Consider the following 25712-nt stretch of genomic DNA (forward strand, 5'->3'; position numbering starts at 1 on the left):
CCGTATGGAACGCGAGGGGGAAGACGCTCCGGGTAGACCGTAGGGGCGATCTCCAGAGCGCCCGTTCGCGCGAAGCGCGAAAACAGACCCGCAGGTTGGCGTAGTAAGTCAGCGAGAAGCCCCCTCGTGCCCGAGATTCGCAGGATCGCGGAGGCGAAGCGTACTTCGGTACGCGAGCTTCCGGGATCGTGCGAAGATCGGGTGCGAGGGGGCTTCGCAGCGTCGAGTCGTTCCGCGGGCCGTAGGCCCGCGGAACCTACAGCCCCTTGAACAGCGCGCGTACCTCGTCCAGGACTTCGGTGTCGGCTACGACGATGGCCTTGTCGCCGGGGTACAGCACGGTTTCCTCACCGGCCACTTCGACGTTGTCGTCGTCCTTGGGCGACACGGCCGCTATCAAGCTGTTCTCCGGCATGGGCACGGAGGAGGCCAAGATGCCCGCCTCGTTGGAGTGGTAGCGCATGCGCGGCACGGTGATCTCGGTGAGCAGCACGTTGCCGTGCGTGAGCGACGACGCGACGCTCACGCTGCCCAGCAGCGTTTCCTCCTCGATAAGGTTCGCGATGAGCGTGGTGGACGACACGCTCTCGATGCCCACCTCGCGGAATATGCGCAGGTTTTTCGGGTTGTTCACGCGCGCGATGCAGCGCGGCACGTTGAACACGCGCTGGGCGATTTCGCACGACACCAGGTTGTCGTCGTCCTGGCCCGTGGTGGCCACGAACACGTCGGCCTTGCGAATGCCGGCGTCCTCTTGGTACTTCGAATCGCAGCCGTCGCCGTGGATAACCAGGTAGCGCCCCTCCAGCACGATGGACAGATGGTCCGCCGTCTGCAAGTTCTCCTCGATAACGGCCACGTCGTTGCCGCTTTGCAGCAGCACCGAGGCAAGGTACTCGCCGATCTTGCCGCCTCCCGCGATAACGATGTACATTAATCTTCCTTTCATGACAAACTTACCGGTCCATCAAGGTCAGCGAGGCTTTCTATGGTGCCCCGTATTGCCGTGTTGCGCGGCCGAGCGTGCTTCGCACGCGAGGGTAAGCGCATAAGCGGCAAGGCGGGGTGCCATAGAAAGCCGCAGCGTCGACCCGTTCCGTCGGCTGGCAAGCCGACGGAACCTCAGTCCTGAATATAGCGAGAGAACTGGGCGATGAGCTCGTGGCGTACGCAGACGAGCACGGAGTCGCCGTGGTAGAGGATCGAATCGCGCGTGGGGATGGACGATGCCGAGCCGTCGCCGCGTTCGAACGCGATGATGCGCACGTCGTGGTCGCGCTCCATCTCCGACACGCGAATGGTGCGATGATCGGTGTCGCGCCAGCTGAGGTCGAGCGAGAAGCGCAGCAGCTCGAATTCGCCGAACGTGTCGATGTGGGCGCCATGGCCCGACACGATCTTGCTGAACACGTCCTCGGCCACCAGCGACGTGCCGCACACATGGTCGATGCCCAGCTGCATGTAGGCGCGCTCGTGGTCGGGGTTGTACAGGCGCGCGATGACGTGCGGCACGCCGAACAGGCGGCTTCCCACTTCGGCCACCATGAGGTTCGTGTTGTCGAACTGCGTGACGGCGGCGATGACGTCGCAATCCTCCACGCCCGCCTTCACGAGCGTCTCCTCGTCGAAGCCGAGGCCCTGCACCGTCGATCCGTTGAAGTTGCGGCCCAGGTTGGCGAACGCGTCGGCGTTGCGGTCGATGACGCACACGTTGCTGCCGTTGTCCGACAGCATGTTGGCCAGCTGCGAGCCCACGCGGCCGCAACCGACCACGATGACATTGCTCATACCGATCCTCTCATCAAGCGCATCGCATGCGCCGATTTTCTACTGAACCCAGCATACTGCATGTGCCGCGCGCACGGCCAGCATCGCCATCGAACGGCAACAAACAAAACGCCCATCGTTCCGCATCGTCCAACCCTCCAGAGTCGATCAGGAAAATAGGAACGGGCGTTTCACGAGAGAAAAGCCCGACGCGCAGCAGGGCCGCGATATGAAAAACGCCGGCTCAAAGTGGCCGGCGTTCCAAAAACTAGGCTCGCATGGGAGCGATTAGATCATCTGCATTTGGCCCAGCGTGGCGTTGAACCAATGGTCGGTGTTCGGCGGGCAGTACTTCGCTGCGTTCGCATACGTGATGGAGTAGCCGTAGCCTTGCGCCAAACCAGCCACATGGGCGTTGATGGCCTCTTCCCAGTTCGACCAGCTTCGGTCGCCCCAGCCCCACGCGTTGTACGGAAGGAAGCACTTCACGCCCTTCGAGCTCTCGGTGTTGGAAATGGCAGGCGACCAGCGCGGGTCAACGCCGTTGTCCCAAGCGGCCGTGGCGAACGTCACGCCCTGCCCCGCCAACGGCGATCCGGCCAGATAGGCGTCGATGCGCTGGGTCCATTCCGCGATGAAAGCTTCCTTGCCCACGGAGAAGTCCACGTCGGGCAAGCTGGCCAACGCCGAAGCGGCGCTGTCTTGGGCGGCCTTCGCCTGCTGTTCGGCCTTCGCGGCCTCGGCGGCGGCCACGCGAGCAGCCTCCTCGGCGCGGGCGGCTTCCTCGGCGGCACGGCGCTCGGCCTCTTCTTGCTCTTCGATAGCCTGGATGCCCTTGGAAATGTCGCGCTTGGCGGTGCTGACGAGCACCGTCGCTTCGCGCGCGGAAGAATCGGATGCGCTCTGCGCGAACGTCGTTGAGTCCGCATCGGACGCCGGCGCGCTCATGGCGTCGATGCCGAACGCATCGACTTCCTGCGCGCTGCCGCCTGCGGAGGCGATGCCGAAGCCGATGCACCCTGCGAGCACGATGGATGCGCACCCAACCGCCGCTACTTTCGCGACGATGCTCGACTTCCGCTGCTTGTATCGTATGTCAGCCAAACCTCGGTTACCTTTCATTGACAGCGCACGACCAAGCCGCCGAAGCGGTGACAGCGTAGTAGATTGTGGTGGGTGGTTGCTGCCGAAGGGCCGATATGCTGTTTTGTCGGGGTTCATTTTAGCTTATCGAACCCCTGGGGGGCAAAAAAGTATGGAGACGGCCTCCACGTTTTGTTCGCTTGACAAACGCAGATACCCCGGAGGCGCAGGTCGCCACCCATCATCGGACCATGCGTTTTTTTCGAACATTTCAACCCGTGGTGAAACGCGACGGGCAGCGGCGCGGGCCGCCGACGAGAAGTTAGCGGGCGGGCGTCACGCTCACCTCGAAGGGGAAGGAGAACTCTCGGTCGAAAGGCAGATCCACCACGAGGTAGTCGAGCGGACCGGGAACGGAGAACCACATGAGGCCGACGATGCAAAGCAGCACGAGGCACAGCGACCCCGCAAGCAGCAACCGCGGAGAGTGCATGGCGCCACCCGCGATAAAAAGCCCCGCCGCCACGATCAGCAGCGGCCACAGGTTGGCGAGCACGCGGGGCACGGTAGCCCATCCCACCACGCCCAAGCTCATGCTCAGCAGGGCGGTGCCCAAGAAGAAGAACGCAAGGCCGCCCGCGATCCGCGCCATGCGGCGGCCCGGCACCGCCGGCACCGCCAGCTGCAGAATGCCGATGACGATGAGGAGAAGCGGCCAGAACTGCCACCACGACACCCCGTCGATGCTCCCTGACAAAACCACGGCGACGCCGAAGGACAGCAGGAACGCGCCGAGCATCACGGCGGCCTTCACGACGTTCTCGCGCTCGGGCCGCGCGGCCCCGGCCCGAGCGCGCTGCGTTACGCAACGCGTTCGAGAAGCTCGAGGCTCCGCCGGGTGCGAAGAGCCTGCGAGGCCCGGCTGCTGCGGCATCGGTCGGTCGACGGCGTCGGATCCGGCAACCTGTCGCTCGGCAGAGGTCGAACCCGGCTCCTGGGAGCGGGCGCAGGCGGGCGGAACGCTCTGCGCCGCCCGCTCTCGCTCTTCGCCTGCGGGAGCTTGCCAGCCGGGAGCGTGCCATCCTGGCGGCGCCTGCCAGCGTGCCTGCCGAGCGCGCTCGGCGGCCTCGGCCGTGGGCGGTTCGGGAGGAACGTGCCCCGTGCCGGCATAGGCGTCGTAAGGCAGGTGCTGGCAGGCGGCCGCCACTTCCGATGCGGCGCGCGCGGCGTCGTCGGCCCGATCGCGCGCGGTTCCGTAGTCGATGGAGCCGTACGTGTCGGACCTCACGGAATGCGGCTCCACCTCCACGGGCCCGGACTCGTCCGGAGCAACCGGCAAAACGATCCACAGCACCGCATAGGCCACGGCGAACAACCCTGCGGTGAGCAGCGTGAGCGCGACGGCGAGGATGCGCGCCACCAGCGGATCGAGGTCCAGGCACTCGGCCGCACCGGCGCACACGCCTCCGATGAGCGCGTGGCGAGAGCGATAGAGCGTCCTTTCCGACTTCATGCCGCCTCCTGGCCGAACCGTTTGCGCCGCAAGGCTATAGCGACCCGCGGTGCGAAGCGCCTTCGGAAGCAGGCTCTTCGGCGCGTGTCGCCGACGCGCCCGCTTCGCTCCCTGCGGAACCGTCCGGCACCGCTTCGCGCGTCACCCGGATGTTCGAAATGCGCCTGCGCCGCATGGCTTGGATCTTGAACCGGTATCCGCCGAACTCGAACTCGTCTCCCACCTGGGGCACGATGTCTATCATGCCCATGAGCCATCCCGCGATCGTCTCATAGTCGTCCGACTCGGTGACGGGCCAGCTTAGCTTGAGCGCGTCCTCCACGGGGAAGCGGCCGTCCACGAGCCACGTTCCGTCCGACAAGGGCGTGATGAACTTGTTCTCGATGTCCGACTCGTCGATGATCTCGCCCACGATCTCCTCGACGATGTCCTCGACCGTGATCAGGCCGTCGGTGCCGCCGTACTCGTCGACCACGATGGCCATCTGCTGCCGGTTCGTCTGCATCTCGGAGAGCAGGGGGAACAGATCCTTCGTCTCGGGCACGAACATGGCCTCGTAAGCGTAAGCCTCGACCGGCTCGTTCTCCTTGCCGTCCATGAGGGGTGCCAGCAAGTCCTTGTAATGCACGATGCCCACGATGCGATCGATGTCCTCGTGGTACACGGGCAGGCGCGAGTAGCCCGTGCCGCGCATGCGCTCCACCGCCTGGCGCACGGTTTCGACGTCCTCCACCAAGATCATGTCCACACGCGGCTGCATGACCTCGTGCACCGTCATGTCGCCCAGATCGAGGATGTCGTGGATCATGCGCTTCTCGTCGTCCAGCAGCTCGTCGTTGTCCGTGACCATGTACTTGATCTCTTCCTCGGACACGGTCTGCCGCTCGTCGGCGTCCTTGATGCGCAGCAGGCGCGACAGGCCGTTCGCCGACGCCGAGGTCAGCGCCACGAGCGGGCGCGCGATCTTTTGGAACACCATGAGGGGGCCGGCCACCGTCTTGCTCACGCGCTCGGCGTCGGCCAGCGCCATGCGCTTCGGCACGAGCTCGCCCACCACGATGCTCAGGTACGACACGATCAGCGTGATGAGCACCGGAGCCAGGCCGGGCGCGATGAGCGTGATCCAATCGACGCCGAAGCTCGAAAGCCACTGCGCCAGCGGGTCGGACAGGTTCGTGGCCGCAGCGGCGGACGCGAAGAAGCCCACCAGCGTGATGGCGACTTGTATGGTGGCAAGGAACTGGCCCGAATCGCTGGCCAGGCCCAGTGCGCGCTGGGCCTTCTTGTCGCCTTCGTCGGCCTCTTTCTGCAGCAGCACGTGCTTGGCGTTGACCAGCGCCATCTCCGACATCGAGAAATAACCGTTTACCAATACGAGCAGGAAGGTGACTACGATGCTAATCCATATGTCCATGTAAGCGAAGCTCACTCCTTAAGCGTTGCGGATGCGTGCGGGCCCGCCCTTGCGATCCCGCCTTCGCGCTTTCGCGCCGACCGGAGGTGGCGGTACGGAGGCCGCCTCTCTCCGGCAACCGTGGGGCTGTCATGCCCGCGCGCTCGTGCACGCAACGGCTACATAATATAGAGCGCGATAGCGAGGAACTGGCACACGCTACCGGCAAGTACCCAGAGATGGAAGATCGAGTGCATGTACGGGATCTTCTTCAGAACGTAGAAAACGCAGCCCACGGTGTAGCACACGCCGCCGCCCACGAGCAGCCACAGGCCCTCGGCAGGCAGAGCGGCGACGAGCGCGGGAAGGAACCACACGACGCTCCATCCCAGCAGCAGGTAGAGCACGGCCGATATCCACCGCGGACGGAACACCCAGAAAGCCTCGCAGGCCACGCCCGCGAGCGCGACGGCCCACACGAACGCGCACAGCCACAACCCGCCTGCATCGGCGAGCGAAATCAGGCAGAACGGCGTGTAGGACCCGGCTATGAACAGGTAGATGCAGCTATGGTCCAGTATCTTGAAGATGCGCTTCGCCCGATCGACGGCGATGGCATGGTAGAGCGTGGACATGGTGTACTCGAGCAGCATCGTGAACACGTACACGAGCGCGGCGAACAGGTAAACGCCTCCCCCGTCGTCCAAGGCCCGCATCACGAGGATGGGAATGGCCGCGATGGCCAGCAAGGCTCCTATGCCGTGCGTTATCGAGTTGGCGATCTCCTCGCCCAAGGTGTACTCGCGCACGTTGCGCTGCTTGTTCACGGCGCTGGCCGACGTGGGGGAAACCTGGCCCCGGCGCGTGTGGGCTTCGGCCAAGTCGCGCGGCTTGAGCTGCGACGGCACCCACTCGGCGGCGCATTGGGGCGCGTGCGGAGGAGCGGCTTCGTCCAAAGAAGCCGCAGAGGAGGACGAGTCGGGGGTGATACTTCGACCGTCCCGAGCGTCAGATGTCGCAGGCACGTTCATAGTGCATTACTCTACCACATTTCCCCTCGGCTTGAGCCAATCGAGCCAGCTGCGGGCATCTTCTTCACAGACGTCAATCAGGCGTATGGTCGTGCCGCCCACGCCGGCGGCCGTGCGGGCGTTGACCGTGGCCGTGCGGGCGCGGCGTTGGAACGGGTTCGTTTTCGCGAAGCCGAACTGGATCTTCTTGCGCGGGAAACTCACCGTCTCACGCGCGAAGCCGCCGTTGCTCACCTGCATGAAGCGCTCGTTGTACGCGAAACCGGATCCGCGGAACCACAGCACCGCGCCCACGATGTCCAGCACGAACAGCACGATGCACAGGGCGTAGCCGATGAAGGCGCCCGTGTTGAGGTAGAACAGCATCGTCGTCCCGCCGGCATCGAGCGGAACGAACGCGTTGGCGCACACCTGGCCGACGGCGATGAGCACGGCCAGCCAGAAGCCGCTGCCTTGAAGGATGCCGCGCCGTATGAGCGCGCGACGCAACGCCACCGGCGCGACGGGCGTGCTCTGGACCGGCACGTCGGCGAACTCGGGAACCAGGCCCGCCAATATCTCGGGCACGCGGTCCATCTTCACGAACGGATGCACGACCAGCCCCGGGCTCAGGCTCTTCTGCTGCTCATCCGAGCTCTCGGCCATCGCGTCGATCTTGCCGAGCGAGAGCTCGCAGTAGCCCAACAAACGGCGGATGAAGCTCTGCTTCACGATGACGGACTGCACGCGATCCACGCTGACGCCCTGGAAACGATGCTGCAGCAAGCCGTGCTCCACCTCGATGCGGTTGTCGCGTCGGCAGGCGCGAAAGCCCCCGAACGAAAGGCAGGTGCCGATGATGGAGAACAGCCACACCACCGCCATCACCGCAAGCAGGAGCACGGCTCCAGCGGCTATGAGGTTGCCGCCGAACAACTGCGACCCCACCGAAACCAGCTGGCCGACAAACGGGTCGAAGCGCCCGGCAACGAGCGGAGCCACCTGGCCCGCGATCTGGGCCGCACCTCCCAAGAGGCCGATGACGATGAGCGCGAACGCCGTGTTGTTGGACAGGCCCGTGAACACGAGCTCCTTATTGCTCAGCCCGTACTCGTACGTCACCTGGCCCGTGTCAACGGCCGAGCCGCCGAACACGCCGCGCACGTCCGTCCATATCTCGGCCGGCGCGTCCAGCACGTTGCGGGGGGCCTGCGCACCCGCGGCGACCGCCTGCGCGGCGGCATCCGCCTGCGGCAGCACCACGCCGCTCGCCGCTGCCACGGCCAGGGCCGCCTCTTGAGGCTCCATGCCGCCCTGCACGGCCGCGGCGTATTGCTTGCGCGCGAACAGCTCCGCGCGCAGCTGCTCGGCCTGCGCTTTCTGCACATACGGCACTGTCACGGCCTTGTTCGACGAGCCGCCTGCCGTGTCGATGCTCACCGTGCACACGCCGAACACGCGCTGAAGCAGCGAGGCGCGCTGGTCGACTGATTGGATGCGCTGGTAGGGCACGTGCACGCGCTTCTTGTTGAAGATGCCCGAGAAGAGGTTGAACTCCTCGGCGCCCAGCTCGTAGTACAAGTGCTTGTACGACAGCCATTGGATGAGGGCCACCACCCCTATGATGAGCACGAGGCTCCCCATGGCGATGGCTATCACCAGCAGCAGGATGGGCAGGTCTCCCCCGATGCGCTCGCCCTCGGCCAGAGCCCCAACGAAGCCGGAGAAACCCGAGACGAGCATCACGAAGAACATGGCGACGCCCACCTGCAGGCTGCCGAGCCAGATGTAGCTGTGGTGCACATGATAGCGGCGAGGTTCCTGCGAGGCCTGAGGCGTCGGCTGGGGATACGGCTGGCCGTAAGGCGCGGGCTGCTGCCCCGGACCGGGCGCGTAAGGAGCAGGGTACGGCTTCTGCGCGGCATACGGGTCTTGGCCGTACTGCGGCTGGCCGTAAGGAGGCTGGCCGTACGGTTGCGGTTGCGGCTGCGGCTGAACCGGCTGCGGAGGCTGCTGCGGGCTCTGGGTCATCACACGTCCTCCTGTGCGAGACGGGCCAGCTCGGCTGCCTTGTCGCGCAGCTGTTCGGCGGTTTGCACGTCCAAGCCGGGGATCTCGTGCTCGCCGGCAGCCGTGGCCACCGTCACGCTCGACAGGCCGAAAGCGCGCAAAATGGGGCCTTGGCGCGTATCGGTGTTCTGCACGCGAATGAACGGGATGATGAACCGCTTGCGCCACACGATGCCGCGCGCGATATCAAGGTAGTCATCCGAAAGCTCGTAGCGCCAGCGCGCGAAGCGGATGGGGGGAAGCACGACCAGCCACACGATCAGGCACAGCGCATACAGCCCGACGATGATGGCCAGCGTCGCGAACAGCCAGCCGGCGGGCTCGACCGCCGTCGCGATGGCGAACGGCACGAAGCAGACGAGGAACAGCAAGGTGAGCCATATGGCGTCGTTGATGCGCCACACGCGCTTGATCTTCGGATTGAGCTGGTTGACCGGCAAGTCTCTCATGGATGTCCTTTGCTCGAACGATACGCGCGACCATCATATCAAAGCGTCGGGATATTCCCCTTGCGACCGGCCCACTTGTAACAATGTTTTTTCATGCAGGCGTGCTCGCTTGTTTTCTATAAACTTGTAAAAAATACTTGTAAAGCTTTGTTTATAAGTTTATAAGTAGAGAAAACACTCTTCACCACGCAAGGAGAACGCCATGCTTCCCGACATGAGCGACCAAGAATTCGAATACGCTCTCCATCGCATGCGCGTGGCAGGCACCGACACCCAAGGATTCGAAGTGAAGACCTGCGGCAAAGCGCTGAGCCGCGATATCGGGCGAACGATATCGGGATTCGCAAACGGTTCAGGAGGCATGATACTTTGCGGTTTGAGCGAAAGCGACTCGTTCAAACCCGTCGCAGGGTTCGACGCGGCCGCCATGCAGGACGCAATCGCCAACTTCTGCAACGAAAAGATGACGCCGCCCATCCGGCCCATCATCCAGCTGCGCCTTTACGAGAACGCCCCCATAGTCGCCGCCTACATTCCCGAGTTACGGCCCAAGCAAAAACCTTGCTATGTTACGGCTTGCGGTTGCTATGGCGGCTCGTTCATAAGGGTGGGAGATGGGGATCGCAGGCTTTCGGGATACGAAATCGATCGGCTGCTGAACGAGCGGGAGCAACCGCGCTACGATGACGAGATCGTGGTCGAAGCTTCCTTCGAAGACTTGGACGATCAGCTGGTCGCGGACCTTCTCGAACGCGAGCGCGCCATCCACGCTTCCCATTTTAGAAAACTGGACGACGAAACGGCACTTTGCAAGCTTCACGTGCTCAAACAAGACGAGAACGGGGCGTTGCACCCAACCAAGGCCGGCCTTGTTGCCCTGGGGAGCTATCCGCAGGAGTTTTTTCCCAGCCTCAACGTCACCTTCGCATGCTACGTTGGCAACACGAAGGGGGAATCGCTTCCCGACGGGCAGCGATTCGTCGACTCGTTCACCTGCGTCGGCCCGATCCCTACCATGGTGTACGATGCGGTAGCGGCGGTTCGCAAGAACATGCGCATAGGAAGCCGCATCGAGGGCGCTTTTCGCCATGATGTGCCGGACTTCCCCCTCGCCGCCGTACGCGAGGCGATTACCAACGCCCTCATGCACCGGGACTATTCGGCCGATGCGTGCGGCACGCCCGTTCACGTCGACCTGTACGCCGATCGTCTGGAGGTCACGAATCCCGGAGGCCTGTTCGGCACGGTGACCATCGACACGCTCGGCGGACGCTACACGATCAGCTCCCGCCGCAACCAGTACCTTGCGAACATCTTGGAAAGCACACCGTACGAACGCAGTGGATTTGTTGCAGAAAACCGTGGTTCTGGATACCAGGCTATCGTGTCGGAGTTGGCAAAGGCGCAGAAACCCGAGGTCGTTCCGTTCGATTCAATCTCCCTCTTCTCCCTCACGTTCCCGTTAGAAAGCAGGGGCAGCCTCGAACTCGGAGCCGCAGCAAGCAATGCCCCTGTTGCCAAGACGAGGGAAAGCGTCGAATACGCGATCGTCGAAATTGCCGCCGCCCGAGAAACGGTCAGCATGAGCGAATTGCTGGAATTGACCAAACGCTCGCGCCCCACCGTCCTCAAACGGGTGCGCGACTTGGTGGCGCGCGGCGTGCTCGTGCCCACCGAGGCTCGCACAAGCCCCAAGCAGCGCTATCGGTATGTCGGAAGCTCACAAGGCGATGCAGGGCCGCTTGCGCAAGGTCGTCGATAAGTGCGTTATACTCGGCATCGTAATGAAGAGCACACGAGGAAAGCGAGGACGGCATGAAGTACGACGAGCTTAAAGACGAGATCAAGGCCGCTATGAAGGCCAAGGACAAGCCCCGGCTGTCCATTTTGAGGCAGGTGCACGGGGAGATAAAGAACATCGAGGTGAACGAGCGGCGCGACATCGTCGACGCCGACGTCGACGCTATGCTCAAGCGCCTGATCAAGCAGACGAAAGAGACGCTGGACGGCTCCATCAAGGCCGCCAACGACCAGGAGCGCACCGACACGCTTGCCGCACAGGTGTCCATTCTGGAAAGCTACCTGCCCAAGCAGGTGTCGGGCGACGAGCTGGACGCCCTCATCGACGAGGTGCTCGCCGAAACGGGTGCTTCGACGAAAAAGGACATGGGCCGCGTCATGGGCGCCCTCACCCAGAAGACCGCCGGCAATTTCGACAAGGCGGCCGCCGCGAAAACGCTGGGGCAGCGCCTCGCGTGACCCGGCAAGCGCCCTTTCCACGCGACGCACCAGAACTGTTGCCGGAGGTGGATCCCGTCCCGCCTCCGGACTCGAAACGCGCGAACCGCTCCGCTTGCTCGATTCAGCGCAGTTCGACGGGATAGCACACGATGTCCCCGTCCGTCAGATCCTCCGCCGGCTTGAACGCCAGCAAATCACCCGGTTGACACCCCAGGCACTCGCATAAAGGATCCAGCGTCGAAAACCTCACCGCTCTGATCTTGCCGACTTTCATGTGGGACAGGTTGACGTTCGTGATGCCCACTTGAGCAGCGAGCTCGTTCAAAGACACCGTCTTTTCGCGCATCACCCTATCCAGAGTAACCACTATAGGCATTTCGATAACCGCCATCGTCGTCCACCGTTAGACCCCCATGCGAGCAACACCCTGGTTATGACTGGATATATGCCGCCATCGTTCCTTCATCATAACATACGCTGATCCCATGGAGCGCAACTCGAAAACCGATGGAACCCCCAACGTCAAGCCTGATGTGGGCCGTCGGCTTCGCGCGTACCGGACGCGCGAGGGCCTGTCGATTCGCAGGCTCGCGCTCATGACCGGCGTCGACCGCACCAGCATCAACAACATCGAGCTCGGCCGGCTCAACACCACCGTCGACACGCTATCGAAGCTAGCGGACGGGCTCGGCATCGAGCTGGGCATGCTCTTCGTCGACGAGGATCGCATCATTCCCAAGAACAAAGAGTAAGCGACCATCCGCCCGGCGCAGCTGAACTTTGCGAACGCGGGCGGGAAAACAGCTTCCCTCCACAGGTCGCGCGCGAACGCATCCGGGTTCGCGCGCCTACCGGCGTTCGGCGAATTTGTACCCCACGCGCCACACGGTGAGCAGGTACTGCGGCTGGGAGGGGTTGTCCTCGATCTTCTCGCGTATCTTGCGCATGAACACGGTGATGCTGCTCTCGTCCACCTCGCTGTCCTCGCCCCAGATGTGCGCGAATATCTGCGCGCGCGTGAACACCTGGCCGGGGTTGGCCGCCAGAAGCGCCAAGATCTCGAACTCCTTGGCCGTGAGGTCGACCTTCTGGCCGCGCAGGCGCACCTCGTACTGGTTGAAGAACACCTCCAAATCGCCTGTCGAGGAGCTGCCCTCGCGGTTCACGGCCTTCGCGAACGAAAGGTCGTCTTTGTGACGGCGCAAATGCGCCTCGATGCGCAGCAGCAGCTCGTCGGGGCTGAACGGCTTCACCACGTAGTCGTCGCCGCCGGCTTTGAAGCCGATGCTCTTGTCCACGATGTCGCCCTTCGCCGACAGGAACACGATGGGGATGCGCCGTCCGTCTTCGCGCATGCGCCGGCACACGTCGAAGCCGTTCATGCCCGGCATCATCACGTCGAGCAGCAGCAGGTCGGGCTTTTCGGCAGCGAGCACCGCAAGGCCCTCCTCGCCGTCGAACGCCGCGCAGAACGCGTAGCCCGCATCCTCCACGATGCGCCTCATGAGCACGTGCAGGCTCTCGTCGTCGTCGATGAGCATCACTTTCGCCGCACTCGTCATACCTCCCCCTTCGCCTTGTCCAACACAGCCGGTTTTTCCGAAGCCCGCCGCGCTCAGCGGTTGCCCACGCCGTCCACCGGTATGCGCACCGTGAACACGCTGCCAAGCCCCGGCTCGCTTTCCACCGAGATGGTTCCCCCGTGCATCTCGGCGTACTCCTTCGCCAGCGACAGGCCCAAACCCGTGCCGTTGTAGCTGCGCGACGCCGACGAGTCCGCCTGCACGAAGCGGTCGAAGATGCGCCGCTGGTCTTTCTTCGCAATGCCGATGCCCGTGTCCGCCACGCGCAGCCACACCTGCCCGCATTCGGGATGGTGGCTGATGGCAAGGTGCACGGTGCCGCCCTCCGGCGTGAACTTCACCGCGTTGCCGCACAGGTTCTCCAGCACGTGGCGCAGCTTTTCGAAGTCGGCCGTGATCAGCGGCACGTCCGCATCGATGTCGCAGGCGAACGCGATGTCCTTCCGGTTCGCCAGCGGCTGCACCACGGCCCGGACCATGCCGACGACGTCGCCCAGGTCTACCGTTTCCATGTTCATCTCTATTCTGCCGGCGTCGAGCCGGCTCATTTCCAGTATGTCGTTGATCATGAGCAGCAGCGCGCGGCTGTTCGCCTCTATCTCGCGCCGCGTTTCCGCTTCCTTCTCGTCGGCGGGGTCGCTGTTGCGGTTCAGCAGCTCCGTGAACGCGATGATGGACGTGAGGGGCGTGCGAAGCTCGTGGCTCATCATGGCCAGGAACTCCGACTTGTAGCGGTTCTCGTCGCGCAGCCGCTCGTTGGCCTCTTCCAGCTGGGCACGCTGCCGCTCGAGCACGGCGTTGGCCTGGGCCAGCTGCGCGGTGCGATCCTGCACCTGGGTCTCGAGGTTACTGTAGATGCCGGCCAGCTCGTGCGCCATCTCGTTGAACTCGGTCATGAGCGTGTTCATCTCGCGCGACGATTCGGTGTGCGCGAGCTCCACGTCCAAATCGCCCGTTTGGATGCGCTCGACGCCCGCCTGGATCTTCTGCAAGGGGCGCGTGACAAGGTAGGTGAGAGCCAGGTAGATGATGACCAGGCACATGACCAGCATGCCGCCGAAGAAGATGACGTCTTGGACCACGGCGCTCTTCTCGCTGTCCATGTACACGTCGAGCGGAATGACGATGCTGATGGCGCCGCCCACGTCGCCGGTCTTCCATCCCTCCTTGGCGTAACCGGTCACGTCGATCTCGCCGGCCGGCTCGCCGTGGCAGTCGAGGCAGTTCTCCTCGATGCGCATTGGGGCCGAATAGCGGAACACCTCTTCGCCTTGGAATTCGGTGATCTGGTAGAACTCGCGGCATTCGGGATCGGCGTAGAACGCGTCGAGCGCGACGGCCTCGAACTCGTCGGGCTGGTCGGAGGCGTTGCGCGGGTTGAAGTTCACGAAGCGCGTGGTGTAGGAGGACTGCGAGGTGAACAGCTGGCCGATGCTGCGGCCCACGATGGCGCAGTGCAGCCCTTGGTACACGCCGTCTTCCGTATAGGATATCTGCTCGAGGCGGTACTGGTTCGACGCCATGAACTCCCACACGGCGTCCATCTGCTGCGTGAGCACCATGCCCTTCTCGCGCAGCTCGTTCTCCATCTGGGCGCGCTTGTTCTCGGACGTCCACGCGAGGTTCGCCACCAAGGAGATGGCTATCAGCGCGATGATCAGCCCCGCGAACTTCGTCTTCAGCTTGATGTTCCCCATGACGCTCCCCTCCCCCTCCGGCGTCGTGGCGCGTCCTCACTCCAGGGACAGCAGCTCCTCCAACACGTCGACGTCGCGCGCGCAGACCAGCGCGGCCAACGCCGCGAACGACGGGTAGAAAGAGCTTACCTTACCATAGGCAAGCAGCCGATCAGCGAACGATCCCACCCACACGAGCAGATGGTTTCGCAGGAAATCGAGCTGGATGCGCATCAACTCTCTCGCGCGAGGCGTGTCCCCTGCCGTCAGCTTTTCACACGTATCAGAAGCGAGCGCAGCCATAAAGTCGAGCTCCGTGGCTACATGATCGTCAGCCTCATGCGGATATCCTGCCGCAACGTAACCGGCGTTTTGGTAGGCTTGGCGAACGGCTAGCGTGCTCTCTTGAAACAACAGCGGCTCGCCGGTAACATACACCGACTCCCATGGCGGTGCGGGCAGTTTATCAGGCCCAATGAAAAGCTTCGTATATTCGCTGCGCAAACATTCAAGGCCGCAAGAAACACTTGCCTTAACGGCAAGGAGCTGCAGGCGGGTGCCTTCGCCAGACTCATCATCCAAAAGCGCGCATTCCTCCAGCGTGTGAGCTTCCGCCACGACGTCGAGAAAAGCTTCATCGGGCTCAACCGCAAATGCACGGTTCACATAAGTATAAAGAAATCTTCGATTGCCCAACAGCAGCAAGATCGAGTCATCCATAGAGACCCCTCCCTGACGCGAGCCGCAGTGACAAGGAGGGAGGGTATCCGTCACTGCGGCTCTGTCATCGAATAATGTTTACAACACCACCGGGACCGGATTCGGCGTCAGCGCGACCTCCTTAGCATCGATAGCAACCGATGGATTCGTCTGGGTGGGGTCGGGCAGAATCGCGATTGCGTCTACTGCATCGGGATGCGCGGAACGCAATTCGTCTATCGGACCGAATTCCAATGCCCGCATGGGACATGCCGCCACGCACGCCGGCTGCTCGCCCATCGCTCGCAACTGAATACAGGCGTCGCATTTATGCACCTTGTTGATAGATTCGATGTACTGTGGCACACCGTAAGGACAAGCTTTAACGCAGTATTGGCAATCGATGCACTTCTCGTCATCATGTTGAACCGTGCCATCTTCTTCGTCGATGTACATGGCCGCATTCGGGCAAACTGCAATGCATGCAGGATCTTTGCAATGATTGCAGGTGGCTGCATAGTGATATACCTTAGCCGTCGGATACGAACCAACCTCGTAATCGGTTACATGACGAAACAATATGCCGATGTCGAGATCGTTCTTATCTTTGCAGGCAACCTGGCACGTTTTGCATCCAATGCAGTTCCGTTGGTTGAAATAGAAACCTTTGCGAACCGTTTCTTTCTTTTCCTTGGCCATTTCTAACCCCCCTTATTCCCCAGATACGATACGCAACGGCTTATCGGCGTCGGCTACAAGAGCCGCTCCGCCGTACTTCTCCACGCGTGCGATGCAGGTGTTCCAGCCCGAAGTTCCCTGTCCTGTGGGAATGGCACCGCAGAGAATATTGTCTGCGCCCGCTGTATCGGTCAAATCGGTCTCGTCTTTGTCAACCCACGCACCATGGGGCAGCATAATCACACCGGGCATTACGCGGTTCGTCAGCGACACTTCTCTGAGCGTTTGCCCATGAGGGCTCGTGAGCAAAACCGTATCTCCGTCGGCAACACCTTGAGCTGCGGCGTCCTCCGGATTCAAAAAGACAGGGTTTGACCAAGCCTCTCGCAACCACGGAATATTGTCGAATACCGTATGGGAGCGACGCAGATAGTGAATATCGCACACTTGGAAGGGGTAGTCGCCTTTAACCTTTCCAGCAAAGTCCGCAAACGTGCTCTCGTATCCATCTTCGGGAGCAATGTATGTTGGAATGGGTTTGATTTCGCTGTAACCGAAATCGTTGATCCTTTTAGCTAGGCCGCGTGAGTAGATCTCCTGCTTACCGCTTTCGGAGCTCTCCAGCGGATTAGCTGCAGGATCAGCCACGAAAGATTCATAGGCCACGTATCCGTAATTATCGCCAGGTTTGCGTTCAACTTGATACACGCCTTTTTCTTTTAGCTCCTCAAGCGCTATTTTGCCTTCTTGCGGCTGCCCTTCAACTCCCCAGTTCTTGATGTCGTCGTCCGTGATGGTAACGAGGGTGCTCCACGTTTTGCCGTCATCCTCGAGAACTTGAGCGCCCGCTATCTGATTGAAGAACTGCTGCTTCTCGTCGAACGGATACACCGACTTCTCATCTATATCTAGTTTTTTAGCTAGCTCCGTAGCGATCCACTGGTCGCTATGACCTTCGTACAACGGTTCGACAACCTGCGTGTACATAATGATCATCTCACGATTGCCCGTGAGAAATCCTCCAGGGCGCTCCCAGTACGTATCGAGGGGCAAGATGATATCGGAATACTTGGCATTCGTGGTAAGGAACTGCGCGTGCGTGACAACGAAATCGACTTTGCGGTGAGCTTCGATACCAACGTTCATGCCATCGTTTGTTTGCAGCAAGCATCGGCCCGCATGATAAATAACATGTATGTCGATAGGACGAACCTCGCAGGGGGCCTTTAGATTTCCACCGACACCGTTCCAATGGTAAGTGCCTTCGACGATTGCGGTCCACATTTCGGAGTAGTTTAGCGCATCATCAACAGGGTTCTTTATATTCTCCAAACCGTCTTTGCCAGCCTTCACCAAGTCTGGACCGTTGTTTCCCGCTTTGCCATGCGTGCTTAAACCCGTCATATGACCCGGCTTGCCCATGTGACCCGTCATGGCGCCGATGGTCATGATCATTTGCGGAAGACTGTCAGCGTTATGGTTGCGGCCCGTCGACCATGAAGGAAGGATTGCGACTTTTTTCGAAGGTTCCAACTCGTGCGCAAGCCATTTGATCTGTTCGGGCGAAGCGCCACACCGTTCCGACGCCCATTCGGTTGTCTTCGGCGTACCATCGTAGGTACCTAATACGTAATCTTTGAAATTGCCTGCGGGGTCTTCTCCTTCCGGCATATGCTCGGAATCGAAACCAATGGTGCATTTGTTCAAATAGTCCCAATCGATCAACGGGCTGGCCGGACCGTCTTCCGTGATAAGCACATACGCAACTCCCAAAAGTAAGGCAACATCCTGGCCCGGCCTGCAAGGAACCCACTCTGCATCTAGCAGGTTGTAAGTCTCGTTGTAATGCGGATCAATGCCAATGAACTTAGCGCCTGCCTTCTTCGCCTGCAAGAACATATAAGCAGGATTGCCTGCAGAACTCCACGCAGGGTTTCCTCCGATAAACACGATAGTATCGCATGTCCAAATATCAAAACGATCGTTGATACCGGCATCGCCCATACCGTCAAACCCAATATGACCAGGAGTAAACTTCCATGTGCCGTACGAAGTCGTACCCCAACCGGACGTGTAACCTCCAAACGCACTTAGCGTGCGCCCTATCTCTGTTCCTTGACAAAAGATGGAGTTGTTTCCGTACTTCTCTTTCGCTTTCTTGAGTTCATCGGCTACGTACGTTAAAGCTTCGTCCCAGCTAATACGTTCCCATTCGTCCACACCGCGCAACTGTCCATTAGGGTTATCGGGGCTCCAGCCCTTGCGCTTCAAGGGATATTTGATGCGATCGTCCGCGAAAACTTGCTTGCGCTGGGAGCGTCCTCGAACACAGGCGCGCTGCTGAGGATATTCGGGGCTGTCTTCGTGAGTGTCATCCGTTTTCTGCCGTATCACCACGCCGTCTTTCACAAGCGCTTTGTTCAAACAACGGCCACCGCAATTATGCCAGCAGGCGGCAGTCACCCATGTTCCATCGACAGCAGCGGCCGTTCCTTCAGCAGCATCGCTTGCCGGCTCAACCTTGTTTGCGCATCCCACCAAGCCTCCGCCTACGGCTAGCGCGGCCGTGGCCGCGGCGCCCGCCTTGACGAATCCCCTTCGGCTCATCGTCGAAGACTGCCGAACCTTCTCCACGTAGTTCGCCATCATTCCTCCTCTTGCTTGAATCTCCCCCTAGAGAATCGACACGTTCCGTGTCTACCTGCGAGATTACAAACTTGAAACATTAATAGCAATGCTCGCTACCTTGAATGTTTCTTAAGAAGATGTTTCCCGATTATTAATGATAAGCCTGCTCGTACTTTGCCCGAGCACGAAAAAGCGGGCCATAAAGGCCCGCTTTCACCGCATGCGAGGCTGCCGGCAGGCAGCCTGTTCGAACGGACGAGGTTAGATCGTGCCGAACAGATACTCCATCTCGTCGGCCCACGAGTCCTCGTCGACGGTCCACGTGCCGTCCTTCTTGGTCAAATCGAGGCTGACGTAGTTGTCGGTCATGTCCGCGGTTTTGGCCATGGCGGCGTTGAACAGCTCGCCGAGCTTGGCCTTCACGGTGGCTTCGTCCATGGAGCCGGCCTCGACGGAGTTGGCGAAAGCCTGCGCGTCGGTCATGAACGTGGACGCGAAGGCGTACGCGTCGCGCATGGTCACGTCGGCGTACACGGTTCCCGTGCCGTCGCTGTACGTGTAAGCGCCGTCGAGCTCGTAATCGAAATCGGCGAGCAGCCACTGGGCGAACGCCGCAGGGTCGACGCCCAGCTCGGAGAGGCTGTAGCCGGAGCTGGCCGAGAACTCGGTGTCGAGGTCGGTCGCGAGCTTCTGCACGAACGCCGCATCTTTGTTCTTCAGCTTGTCGAGCTCGGTTTGCACCGCCGCTTCAGCCTGCTTCTCGTCTTCGGTCTTCTCGAAGTACGAGCTCGCATCCGAGTACGAGGAGCCGTTGTTCGTCACCGAGACCGCATCGGGGTGGGCGGCCACATAGGCGAGCGCGCCGAACCCGATGACCAGGTACAAAATGAACGCGAGCACGGACAGTACGATGCCGATGATGCCGCACACTTTGCCGCCCGTGGCCTTGCCGTCCTTGCCGGCTTCCTTCACGGCCTTCACCGCGAGCACGATGGCGACGATGCCCAGGATGATGCTGGGCAGGATGGTCCCGGACAGCAAAATGGCGAAGATGCCGCACACCAACGCGGCCGTAGCCTTGCCGCTTTTGGCCGGAGGCTGCTGGTAGTAGCCGGGCATGGGCTGGCCGTACGGGTTCACCGGCTGGCCGTTGAGGCTCACGGGCTGACCGGGCGCCGTCGGCTGCTGGGATTGCGCGTAAGGCGATGCGGGCGGTTGCTGTCCCGGCGCGGGAGGAGGCGGCGTGGGCGACGAGTAGGGCGCGCCGGTCGGCTCGGGCTGCTGAGGCTGGGGAGCATCGGGCATGGGAGTGGGCTGGTCTTGGTTGTCTGCCACGATCATTCCTCTCTGGTTAGGTGCATGGTTAATCAATACCTTGCCACTATACTATAGAGAAGAAAAGGACCGGCTCGAAAATCGAGCCGGTCTTGGAGTTTCGCGTATTTTGTTACTTTGCATCGAGTAAAAACTGTCCGCTCAGCCCACACCCTTATGTCGCCATCCGTAACTCAAAAAACGAAGTTCATCAGCGAGAACGCGCAAACGAGCCAATAAATCAACTCAAAATCGGCCACATCCTTACCACGTCGAGATCTTTAGACTCGCGCAGGTCGACATCCGTGATGACCTTGCGCTTGTAGCCGTCTTTCGCAAAAGCAATCGTGTAATATCCTGGCGCCGCGACGTCGACGTGGAAGTCACCGAACGTTCCAGAATATCCCGTGACCTCCGCGCCCGTCACCTGATGCGTAACGGTGACGAGAGCCCCTTCGATGCAATCCTCGTCGTCCTTCGTCGCAAGCTCTCCCGCGACGAATTTTCGCGGCAGCTTGACATAGGCGACCGACGGCTTCGTGGCCAACTCGGGCATCAAACGCTCGATCGGTGCGTACAGGTTGTCTTCGGTGAGATCCTCGGTATCGACAAATTGCAGCGCGTCATTGGGGCACGCACGAACGCATCGCGGCATCTCCCAGCCGGCATCGAGCAGATGGGCGCACATGGTGCACTTCTGGGGAATCTCAAGCTCCTCGTTCCAGAACACGGCATGATAGGGACAGGCATCCACGATGGCCTTCTTGCCCTTGGCTTTTGACGGATCAATGATCACGATCCCATCGTCGCGACGATACACGCTGCCCTCTCCCGCAGCAATGCACGGTGCGTTCTCGCAGTGTTGGCACATGACCGGCACGCGGTGCAGCTTCATATGAGTGCCCGAGGCAGCCTCCTTTTCATATACTTTTACCCACCACTGGCCATCGCCTTGGGGCGCTGAGATCGGCGACCAATCGTTATCGCAATGCTCGTCTTTGCATGCAACCCAGCAGTTCGAGCACTGTAGGCAGCGAGAAGGATCCACAAGTATCGTTTTCATGCTTACGCCTCCCTATTCCACGTGCGGAACTTGCCGCTCCACCCCTCGGGATACTGTTCTGCGATCTTTTCCAAATCGGCTTTTTCGATCTCGATGAGAGTCGAGTTGTAAGCGCCTCCCAGGTGATGGACGGACATCTCCCCCGCATTGGAAAGCACCTGGCTGTCGCCCCCGCGATCGGGCGCCCCGAAGCCGCCGTCGAGCGGATCGTTCCATGCGCCATACGCGAACTGCGCTACGCCTCTCGGCACGCGGCAGGTAATCCGAAGACCGCCCATGGCGCTGCCTCGCGCATTGTAGGCAAGAACAATATCGCTCTCAACGAGACCACGGGCTTTTGCATCCTCCGGGTTCATCAATACGGGCTCGTACCAATAGCCGTCAGGACCCTTGACCTTGTACGCTTCCGTCAACCACGTGCAATCGTTGTATTTGCCGTGGAAACGGAATTTCGGATGAGCCATCAGCTGTTGCAGAGGATAGCGCTCCTTCAACTCGGCAGACTCGTACCCCTCCTTCTCGGGAATGTAGTGCGGCACCGGCGGTATCTCCTCGTTGTAGCCGTACTTTTCCCAAACAAGCGTGGAGAATATCTCAACCTTTCCCGTAGGTGTGGGCATTGGATTGGCCTCCGGGTCGTGATAGAACCCGTTGAACTGCTTGTCTGGCTCGTAATCTTGCGGAGCAGGCCACACGTAGTACCCTTTCTCCCGAAGGTCTTCGAACGGCACGGGGATATTCGTTTTGCCATGTATTTTTCGAAGGAAGTCCACTTCGGTATTGCCCTCTAGGTACGTGTCTTTGAGTCCGAATCGATCGGCAACCTCTGCAAGGATGTCCATATCGGTCACGCTCTCGCCCACCGGGTCGATGCATCGCTGATGGTAGATGGCAGAGCGGAGTCCCACGTAGGCGGCGGGGACGTATTGCCCGCAGCAAGCAGGCTCGGTGAGATCCTCGCGTTCGTACATCGTCGTGGTTGGCAGAACGAGATCGGCCATGCGGCAATCGCGATCGAACCATGGCGCACTTACGAAAAACGCTTCTATCTTCGGATTGCGAAGGAAAGCGAGATGCTTGTTGCGATCGGGCGGATTGGTGCAGCTGGAACCACGTTGCCACAGGAAATGAATCTCGGAGCAGCCCGGTTCCGGGTAGTCGCGCTCGTTGAAGTATTCTTCGGCGCACGTGTTGAAAAGATCGCCGCCGTAGTAATGAAGTTCGCCTTCCTCGATGGCTTCGGAGAGCTTTTGGAAGGTGAGGTGCTGCGGAACTGTATTGAGCTGGTAGTGCTCGCATACTGCGTTCATGCCGCCATCGGCATACCCAAAAGGTCCGATCTGGTTTACCTTGTCGTAGGGGCCAGAAAGCGACAGAAACGGGCCGATCATATTGGATCCCGGTTTGCCCATGGCCCTCATCATGCCGAGCGTGGCAGCCAAACGAGGGAACTCCTCCGCAAATTCGCGACGGCACGAGCCTCCGCAGAACACCCAAAACGACGTGGGACGCGCGGCCCATTCGCGAGCGAGCTTCCAGATAACGCGCGCGGGCACGCCGCAGTGCTCTTCAGCCCATTCGGGCGTTTTCGGGATGCCGTCGGCCGCTTCGCCAAGAATGTAGGACTTGAACGAAAGGCCCTCGGGGACACCCTCGGGAAGATGCTCCTCGTCGAATCCGATGCAATGAGTATCAAGGTATTCCTGCTCGTAAGTGCCTTCGACAATCCAAACATAGGCGATTGCGCAGGCCATTGCGCCATCCGTCCCCGGCATAATGGGAATCCACTTGTCGGCGTATGCGAGCCCCGTCTCGTTGTAGAGGGGCTCGATAAGAATTACTTCTTTACCGAGCTCTTTCCACCAGCGCCACAAACGTGCCTGATCGACTCCGCCGTAAAGGTTGTGGAACATCGGATCGTTGCCCCAGAGAATAATGAGGTCGTCGTTTTCGGAGATGTCGAAGAGCGTGTCCTGAGCGGGCGGGATGCCCTGAGAAGCCCAATGCCCCCACATGAGAGAAGCGCCCGCCGCCCATCCCTCCCAAGAGTTGGGGGTAAAGTCGATATGGGTTGATCCGATCATATCCCAGAAACGCACCCAATCACTGAAGAAATAGTGCAGGGAACCCCACTCGGGATGGGCTGAATAGAACTCCGAGAGAGCCGAATTTCCATAGGTCTCGATAATTCGCCTCATCTCGTTTTCTATGATGTCGAACGCTTCGTCCCACGAGATACGCTCGTATCCTCTCAGTCCACGGTTTTGCGTGTTTCGCTCGCCACGTGGATCCCAATCGACGCGCTTCATCGGATAACGCACGCGATTCTCCGAATAGGCCATCTGCTTGCCGATCATTCCCCAAGGAAGCAGCGGGTGGGTCAGCGGAGGTTTGTAGGTTTTCCCGTTCACGTCGCAGTGCCAAGAATCGACATCGTCTGGGTCGAATTGCATCGGCTCGACTCGGATGATCCTCTCATCGTTCACCGAAACCATAAGAGGCCCCGCCGTGGAGCAGGTTGTGCGTCTGACGCCTGTCACGTCTTCCGTTTTCATCGAATGAGATTTTTCCACCATGATTCCTCCTTCTCGTAGCCCAATTCCAACTCGTCTTCATTTCGCGCTCCTCCGCACGCGCATGCCCCAGTCAAGACCCCCCTATCGAAAAGAGCTCCTGCCTGATAGCGCAGCGAACGCGGAGGCTTTCCAGATTCGTTCCTCTCTGCTATCGTTTGGGTGATTCGACCGCCATCCGTCCTCATGCTCCTTGAAGACGAAAACTGCCGGTATCATCGGCGCTGAACGAGCGTCGGACAATCGGCATCGAGTCTGATTTCCGATGTCATGCAAATCGGCGACGAAAGGCAAACGCGTATGGCGAATTGCAGTATCGATAGCACTGACGTGGTGAAACGCCCCGATACCTTCATCATCGTCATATTTATCAGCGGGTTTTCTTGCTTTTTGGCTTGGCCGCTGATAACCGTGCTTTCCGCCTCGTTGCCCGACTTTGCCGCAGGCCCTTCGAGCGACCTCAACGCATCACAACTCGCCGCTCTCGCAGGAGCCCTTCTTATGCTTCTTTGCTCGCTGCTTGCCCCGGTTTCGAAACGACTCGATTCATGGCGTCGATCGAATGTCCTGTCATTTGTCATGGCGGCGGTTATGATAGCTTTTCCCTTGTGTGTGTTTTCCCGACTCGCAGGAACAGCTATCCCCTACGTCTTAGAACTCGTTTTATGGTTCTTGGAAGGAACATCTTTCGCTCTTTTGCTTCTACATTGGGGAGGGGCTTGGGATCTATACGTCCACGCATATGGGAAGAAGGACATCGCCGTCAACCTGCTGTCTTCGGTTGTGATCGTTGCACTCGTATGTGCGGTTTGCGCCTATGCTCTTTCGAGTTTTTTTCTCGTTGCCCTAGCCGTCGTTTCCGTCTTCTCGTTGGCGGCTTGCCGATGCTTCACCTTTCTCGCGTCAAAAGATGCGGGCTCTGAGCCCAAAACCTTGGACGGGATCGTGAAGCTTCCGCCTCGCCAAGCCTCGTTCGTGGTCGTGATCAGCTCGTACGGATCGTTCGCCCTCTTCCTCTGCGCCGGCACGATCGGCGGAACCGGCGCCCTTGCCATTGTTGCAGCGGCGCTGCTCATTGCCTGCATAGCGCTTACGGCAGTACGCGCGCTCAAAGGCACTGCCCCTCGGTTCCTTTCCGTCGAACGCATCTCTTTTCCCCTGGCAGTTTCGGGAACCCTTGCCGCACCGTTTATCGATTGGCCCATCGCCATGGTCGGCATGGCGTTCGTCAGCATCCTAGGCGTGAGCGCCTTCATGATCTCTCATTGGGAAATGCTTGTGAACTGGTCTTCCCATTTCAAACTTCAGTCCATATACCACTACTCCTACGGAACATTCACTTTGGCGGGAGGCTCCATACTGGGCGCCATCACGAGCTCGTTGGTGCTCATGGATTTCCTGCCGATCACGCTTTCCGCTTCGGCAGTCTGCATCGTCGCGTTGCTCTGCGTTGTGATAATTAGCGCGTTTTCCCCTTACGATTCCGAGCCAGTCTTCGACAGCTTCGAAGGCGGTATCACCAAAACCCATGAGCACAAAGGAATCTGGAAAGCCACTGTGGAAGACATTTCGCAGCACAATCAGCTCACGCCGAGAGAAAAGGAAGTGTTCGAGTATTTAGCGAAAGGCAGAAGCGTTAAATACATCAGTGCGAAACTCGTTATTTCGGAGCACACGACCAAAACCCATGTGTATCGCATATATAAAAAGTTAGAAATCAACGGGCAGCAAGAGCTGCTCGACATGGTTGAAGAGAATCTCGCTCAAGCGAAAAAAGCGATCGTAGGCGAACGATAACAATCGAACTTGGAGTCGATTTTCGGATGGACCATTGCACTCACGACAGCGACTTCAACCGTTTCGATTGAATTGACCAGCCTTCAGCGAAAGGCACGCCCGCCTTATCATCAACACCGCCAAATAGTCGCGACAAAACAAACCGCACCTCGAAAGGAGGTGCGGTTCTAAATCG

The 25712-nt window shown here is 60.2% G+C and carries 21 protein-coding genes; 4 read left to right on the plus strand and 17 right to left on the minus strand.

Annotation, left to right across the window (positions count from 1 at the left end):
• Positions 1-256 precede the first annotated feature (256 nt).
• The 8 genes from HCH03_RS00225 to HCH03_RS00260 form a co-directional block, all read right to left on the minus strand.
• Complete coding sequence (locus HCH03_RS00225) at positions 257-934, minus strand: potassium channel family protein (RefSeq protein ID WP_080144003.1); 678 nt, start codon at positions 932-934, stop codon at positions 257-259.
• A gap of 188 nt (positions 935-1122) precedes the next feature.
• On the minus strand, positions 1123-1788 hold the full coding sequence (locus tag HCH03_RS00230) for a potassium channel family protein (RefSeq protein WP_080144004.1): 666 nt from the start codon (positions 1786-1788) through the stop codon (positions 1123-1125).
• A gap of 267 nt (positions 1789-2055) precedes the next feature.
• Positions 2056-2871 (minus strand): CMP-2-keto-3-deoxyoctulosonic acid synthetase, encoded by an 816-nt coding sequence (locus HCH03_RS00235; RefSeq protein WP_221687909.1) that lies wholly within the window; start codon positions 2869-2871, stop codon positions 2056-2058.
• A gap of 301 nt (positions 2872-3172) precedes the next feature.
• Entirely contained in the window at positions 3173-4363 is a 1191-nt protein-coding gene (locus tag HCH03_RS00240) for a PspC domain-containing protein (RefSeq protein ID WP_221687910.1), read from the minus strand.
• A 34-nt stretch (positions 4364-4397) separates the two neighbouring features.
• Positions 4398-5777, minus strand: coding sequence for a hemolysin family protein (locus HCH03_RS00245; protein WP_221687911.1), 1380 nt, complete (start codon positions 5775-5777; stop codon positions 4398-4400).
• 158 nt (positions 5778-5935) lie between these two features.
• A complete protein-coding gene (gene trhA, locus HCH03_RS00250) occupies positions 5936-6712 on the minus strand; it encodes a PAQR family membrane homeostasis protein TrhA (protein ID WP_246599408.1) in 777 nt (258 codons plus the stop codon).
• An 81-nt stretch (positions 6713-6793) separates the two neighbouring features.
• Positions 6794-8797: a PH domain-containing protein gene (locus tag HCH03_RS00255; RefSeq protein ID WP_246599527.1), complete on the minus strand. Its 2004-nt coding sequence runs from the start codon at positions 8795-8797 to the stop codon at positions 6794-6796.
• Positions 8797-9285 carry a PH domain-containing protein gene (locus tag HCH03_RS00260; protein WP_185903896.1) on the minus strand — a complete coding sequence of 163 codons (489 nt, stop codon included), beginning with the start codon at positions 9283-9285 and terminating at the stop codon, positions 8797-8799. Before HCH03_RS00260 ends, HCH03_RS00255 begins: the two co-directional genes overlap by 1 nt.
• A 202-nt stretch (positions 9286-9487) precedes the next feature.
• Here HCH03_RS00260 and HCH03_RS00265 point away from each other — a divergent pair, with 202 nt between their 5' ends.
• Together HCH03_RS00265 and HCH03_RS00270 are read left to right on the plus strand one after the other, a co-directional pair.
• Positions 9488-11047, plus strand: coding sequence for an ATP-binding protein (locus tag HCH03_RS00265; RefSeq protein ID WP_246599409.1), 1560 nt, complete (start codon positions 9488-9490; stop codon positions 11045-11047).
• A 53-nt stretch (positions 11048-11100) separates the two neighbouring features.
• A complete protein-coding gene (locus tag HCH03_RS00270; protein ID WP_080144010.1) occupies positions 11101-11544 on the plus strand; it encodes a GatB/YqeY domain-containing protein in 444 nt (147 codons plus the stop codon).
• A 103-nt stretch (positions 11545-11647) separates the two neighbouring features.
• On the opposite strand, the gene HCH03_RS00275 is transcribed toward HCH03_RS00270, so the two are convergent.
• Positions 11648-11917: a helix-turn-helix domain-containing protein gene (locus tag HCH03_RS00275; protein WP_438821615.1), complete on the minus strand. Its 270-nt coding sequence runs from the start codon at positions 11915-11917 to the stop codon at positions 11648-11650.
• Between the two features lie 94 nt (positions 11918-12011).
• On the opposite strand from HCH03_RS00275, the gene HCH03_RS00280 reads away from it, so the two are divergent.
• Positions 12012-12278 (plus strand): helix-turn-helix domain-containing protein, encoded by a 267-nt coding sequence (locus HCH03_RS00280; RefSeq protein WP_185903897.1) that lies wholly within the window; start codon positions 12012-12014, stop codon positions 12276-12278.
• A 96-nt stretch (positions 12279-12374) separates the two neighbouring features.
• Here HCH03_RS00280 and HCH03_RS00285 read toward each other — a convergent pair whose 3' ends face one another.
• From HCH03_RS00285 to HCH03_RS00320, 8 genes are all read right to left on the minus strand, one after another.
• Positions 12375-13088, minus strand: coding sequence for a response regulator transcription factor (locus HCH03_RS00285; RefSeq protein WP_080144012.1), 714 nt, complete (start codon positions 13086-13088; stop codon positions 12375-12377).
• Positions 13089-13141: 53 nt separating this feature from the next.
• Positions 13142-14806, minus strand: a complete 1665-nt coding sequence (locus HCH03_RS00290) for an ATP-binding protein (RefSeq protein ID WP_221687912.1) — start codon at positions 14804-14806, stop codon at positions 13142-13144.
• 36 nt (positions 14807-14842) lie between these two features.
• Positions 14843-15505, minus strand: coding sequence for a TorD/DmsD family molecular chaperone (locus tag HCH03_RS00295; RefSeq protein ID WP_221687913.1), 663 nt, complete (start codon positions 15503-15505; stop codon positions 14843-14845).
• 78 nt (positions 15506-15583) lie between these two features.
• The gene (locus HCH03_RS00300) at positions 15584-16183 is read right to left on the minus strand and encodes a 4Fe-4S dicluster domain-containing protein (protein ID WP_221687914.1); all 600 of its coding nucleotides are present in this window, start codon (positions 16181-16183) and stop codon (positions 15584-15586) included.
• A gap of 12 nt (positions 16184-16195) precedes the next feature.
• Entirely contained in the window at positions 16196-18808 is a 2613-nt protein-coding gene (locus HCH03_RS00305; protein WP_221687915.1) for a molybdopterin-dependent oxidoreductase, read from the minus strand.
• Between the two features lie 243 nt (positions 18809-19051).
• Positions 19052-20125 carry a DUF4190 domain-containing protein gene (locus HCH03_RS00310; RefSeq protein WP_221687916.1) on the minus strand — a complete coding sequence of 358 codons (1074 nt, stop codon included), beginning with the start codon at positions 20123-20125 and terminating at the stop codon, positions 19052-19054.
• 220 nt (positions 20126-20345) lie between these two features.
• A complete protein-coding gene (locus tag HCH03_RS00315) occupies positions 20346-21167 on the minus strand; it encodes a 4Fe-4S dicluster domain-containing protein (RefSeq protein WP_221687917.1) in 822 nt (273 codons plus the stop codon).
• A gap of 2 nt (positions 21168-21169) precedes the next feature.
• Positions 21170-23743 carry a molybdopterin-dependent oxidoreductase gene (locus HCH03_RS00320; protein WP_221687918.1) on the minus strand — a complete coding sequence of 858 codons (2574 nt, stop codon included), beginning with the start codon at positions 23741-23743 and terminating at the stop codon, positions 21170-21172.
• A 297-nt stretch (positions 23744-24040) separates the two neighbouring features.
• On the opposite strand from HCH03_RS00320, the gene HCH03_RS00325 reads away from it, so the two are divergent.
• Positions 24041-25537: a response regulator transcription factor gene (locus HCH03_RS00325; protein ID WP_221687919.1), complete on the plus strand. Its 1497-nt coding sequence runs from the start codon at positions 24041-24043 to the stop codon at positions 25535-25537.
• The last annotated feature ends 175 nt before the right edge of the window (positions 25538-25712 follow it).

The organism is Gordonibacter massiliensis (ex Traore et al. 2017), from assembly GCF_019731765.1.
Classification (GTDB): Bacteria; Actinomycetota; Coriobacteriia; order Coriobacteriales; family Eggerthellaceae; genus Gordonibacter; species Gordonibacter massiliensis.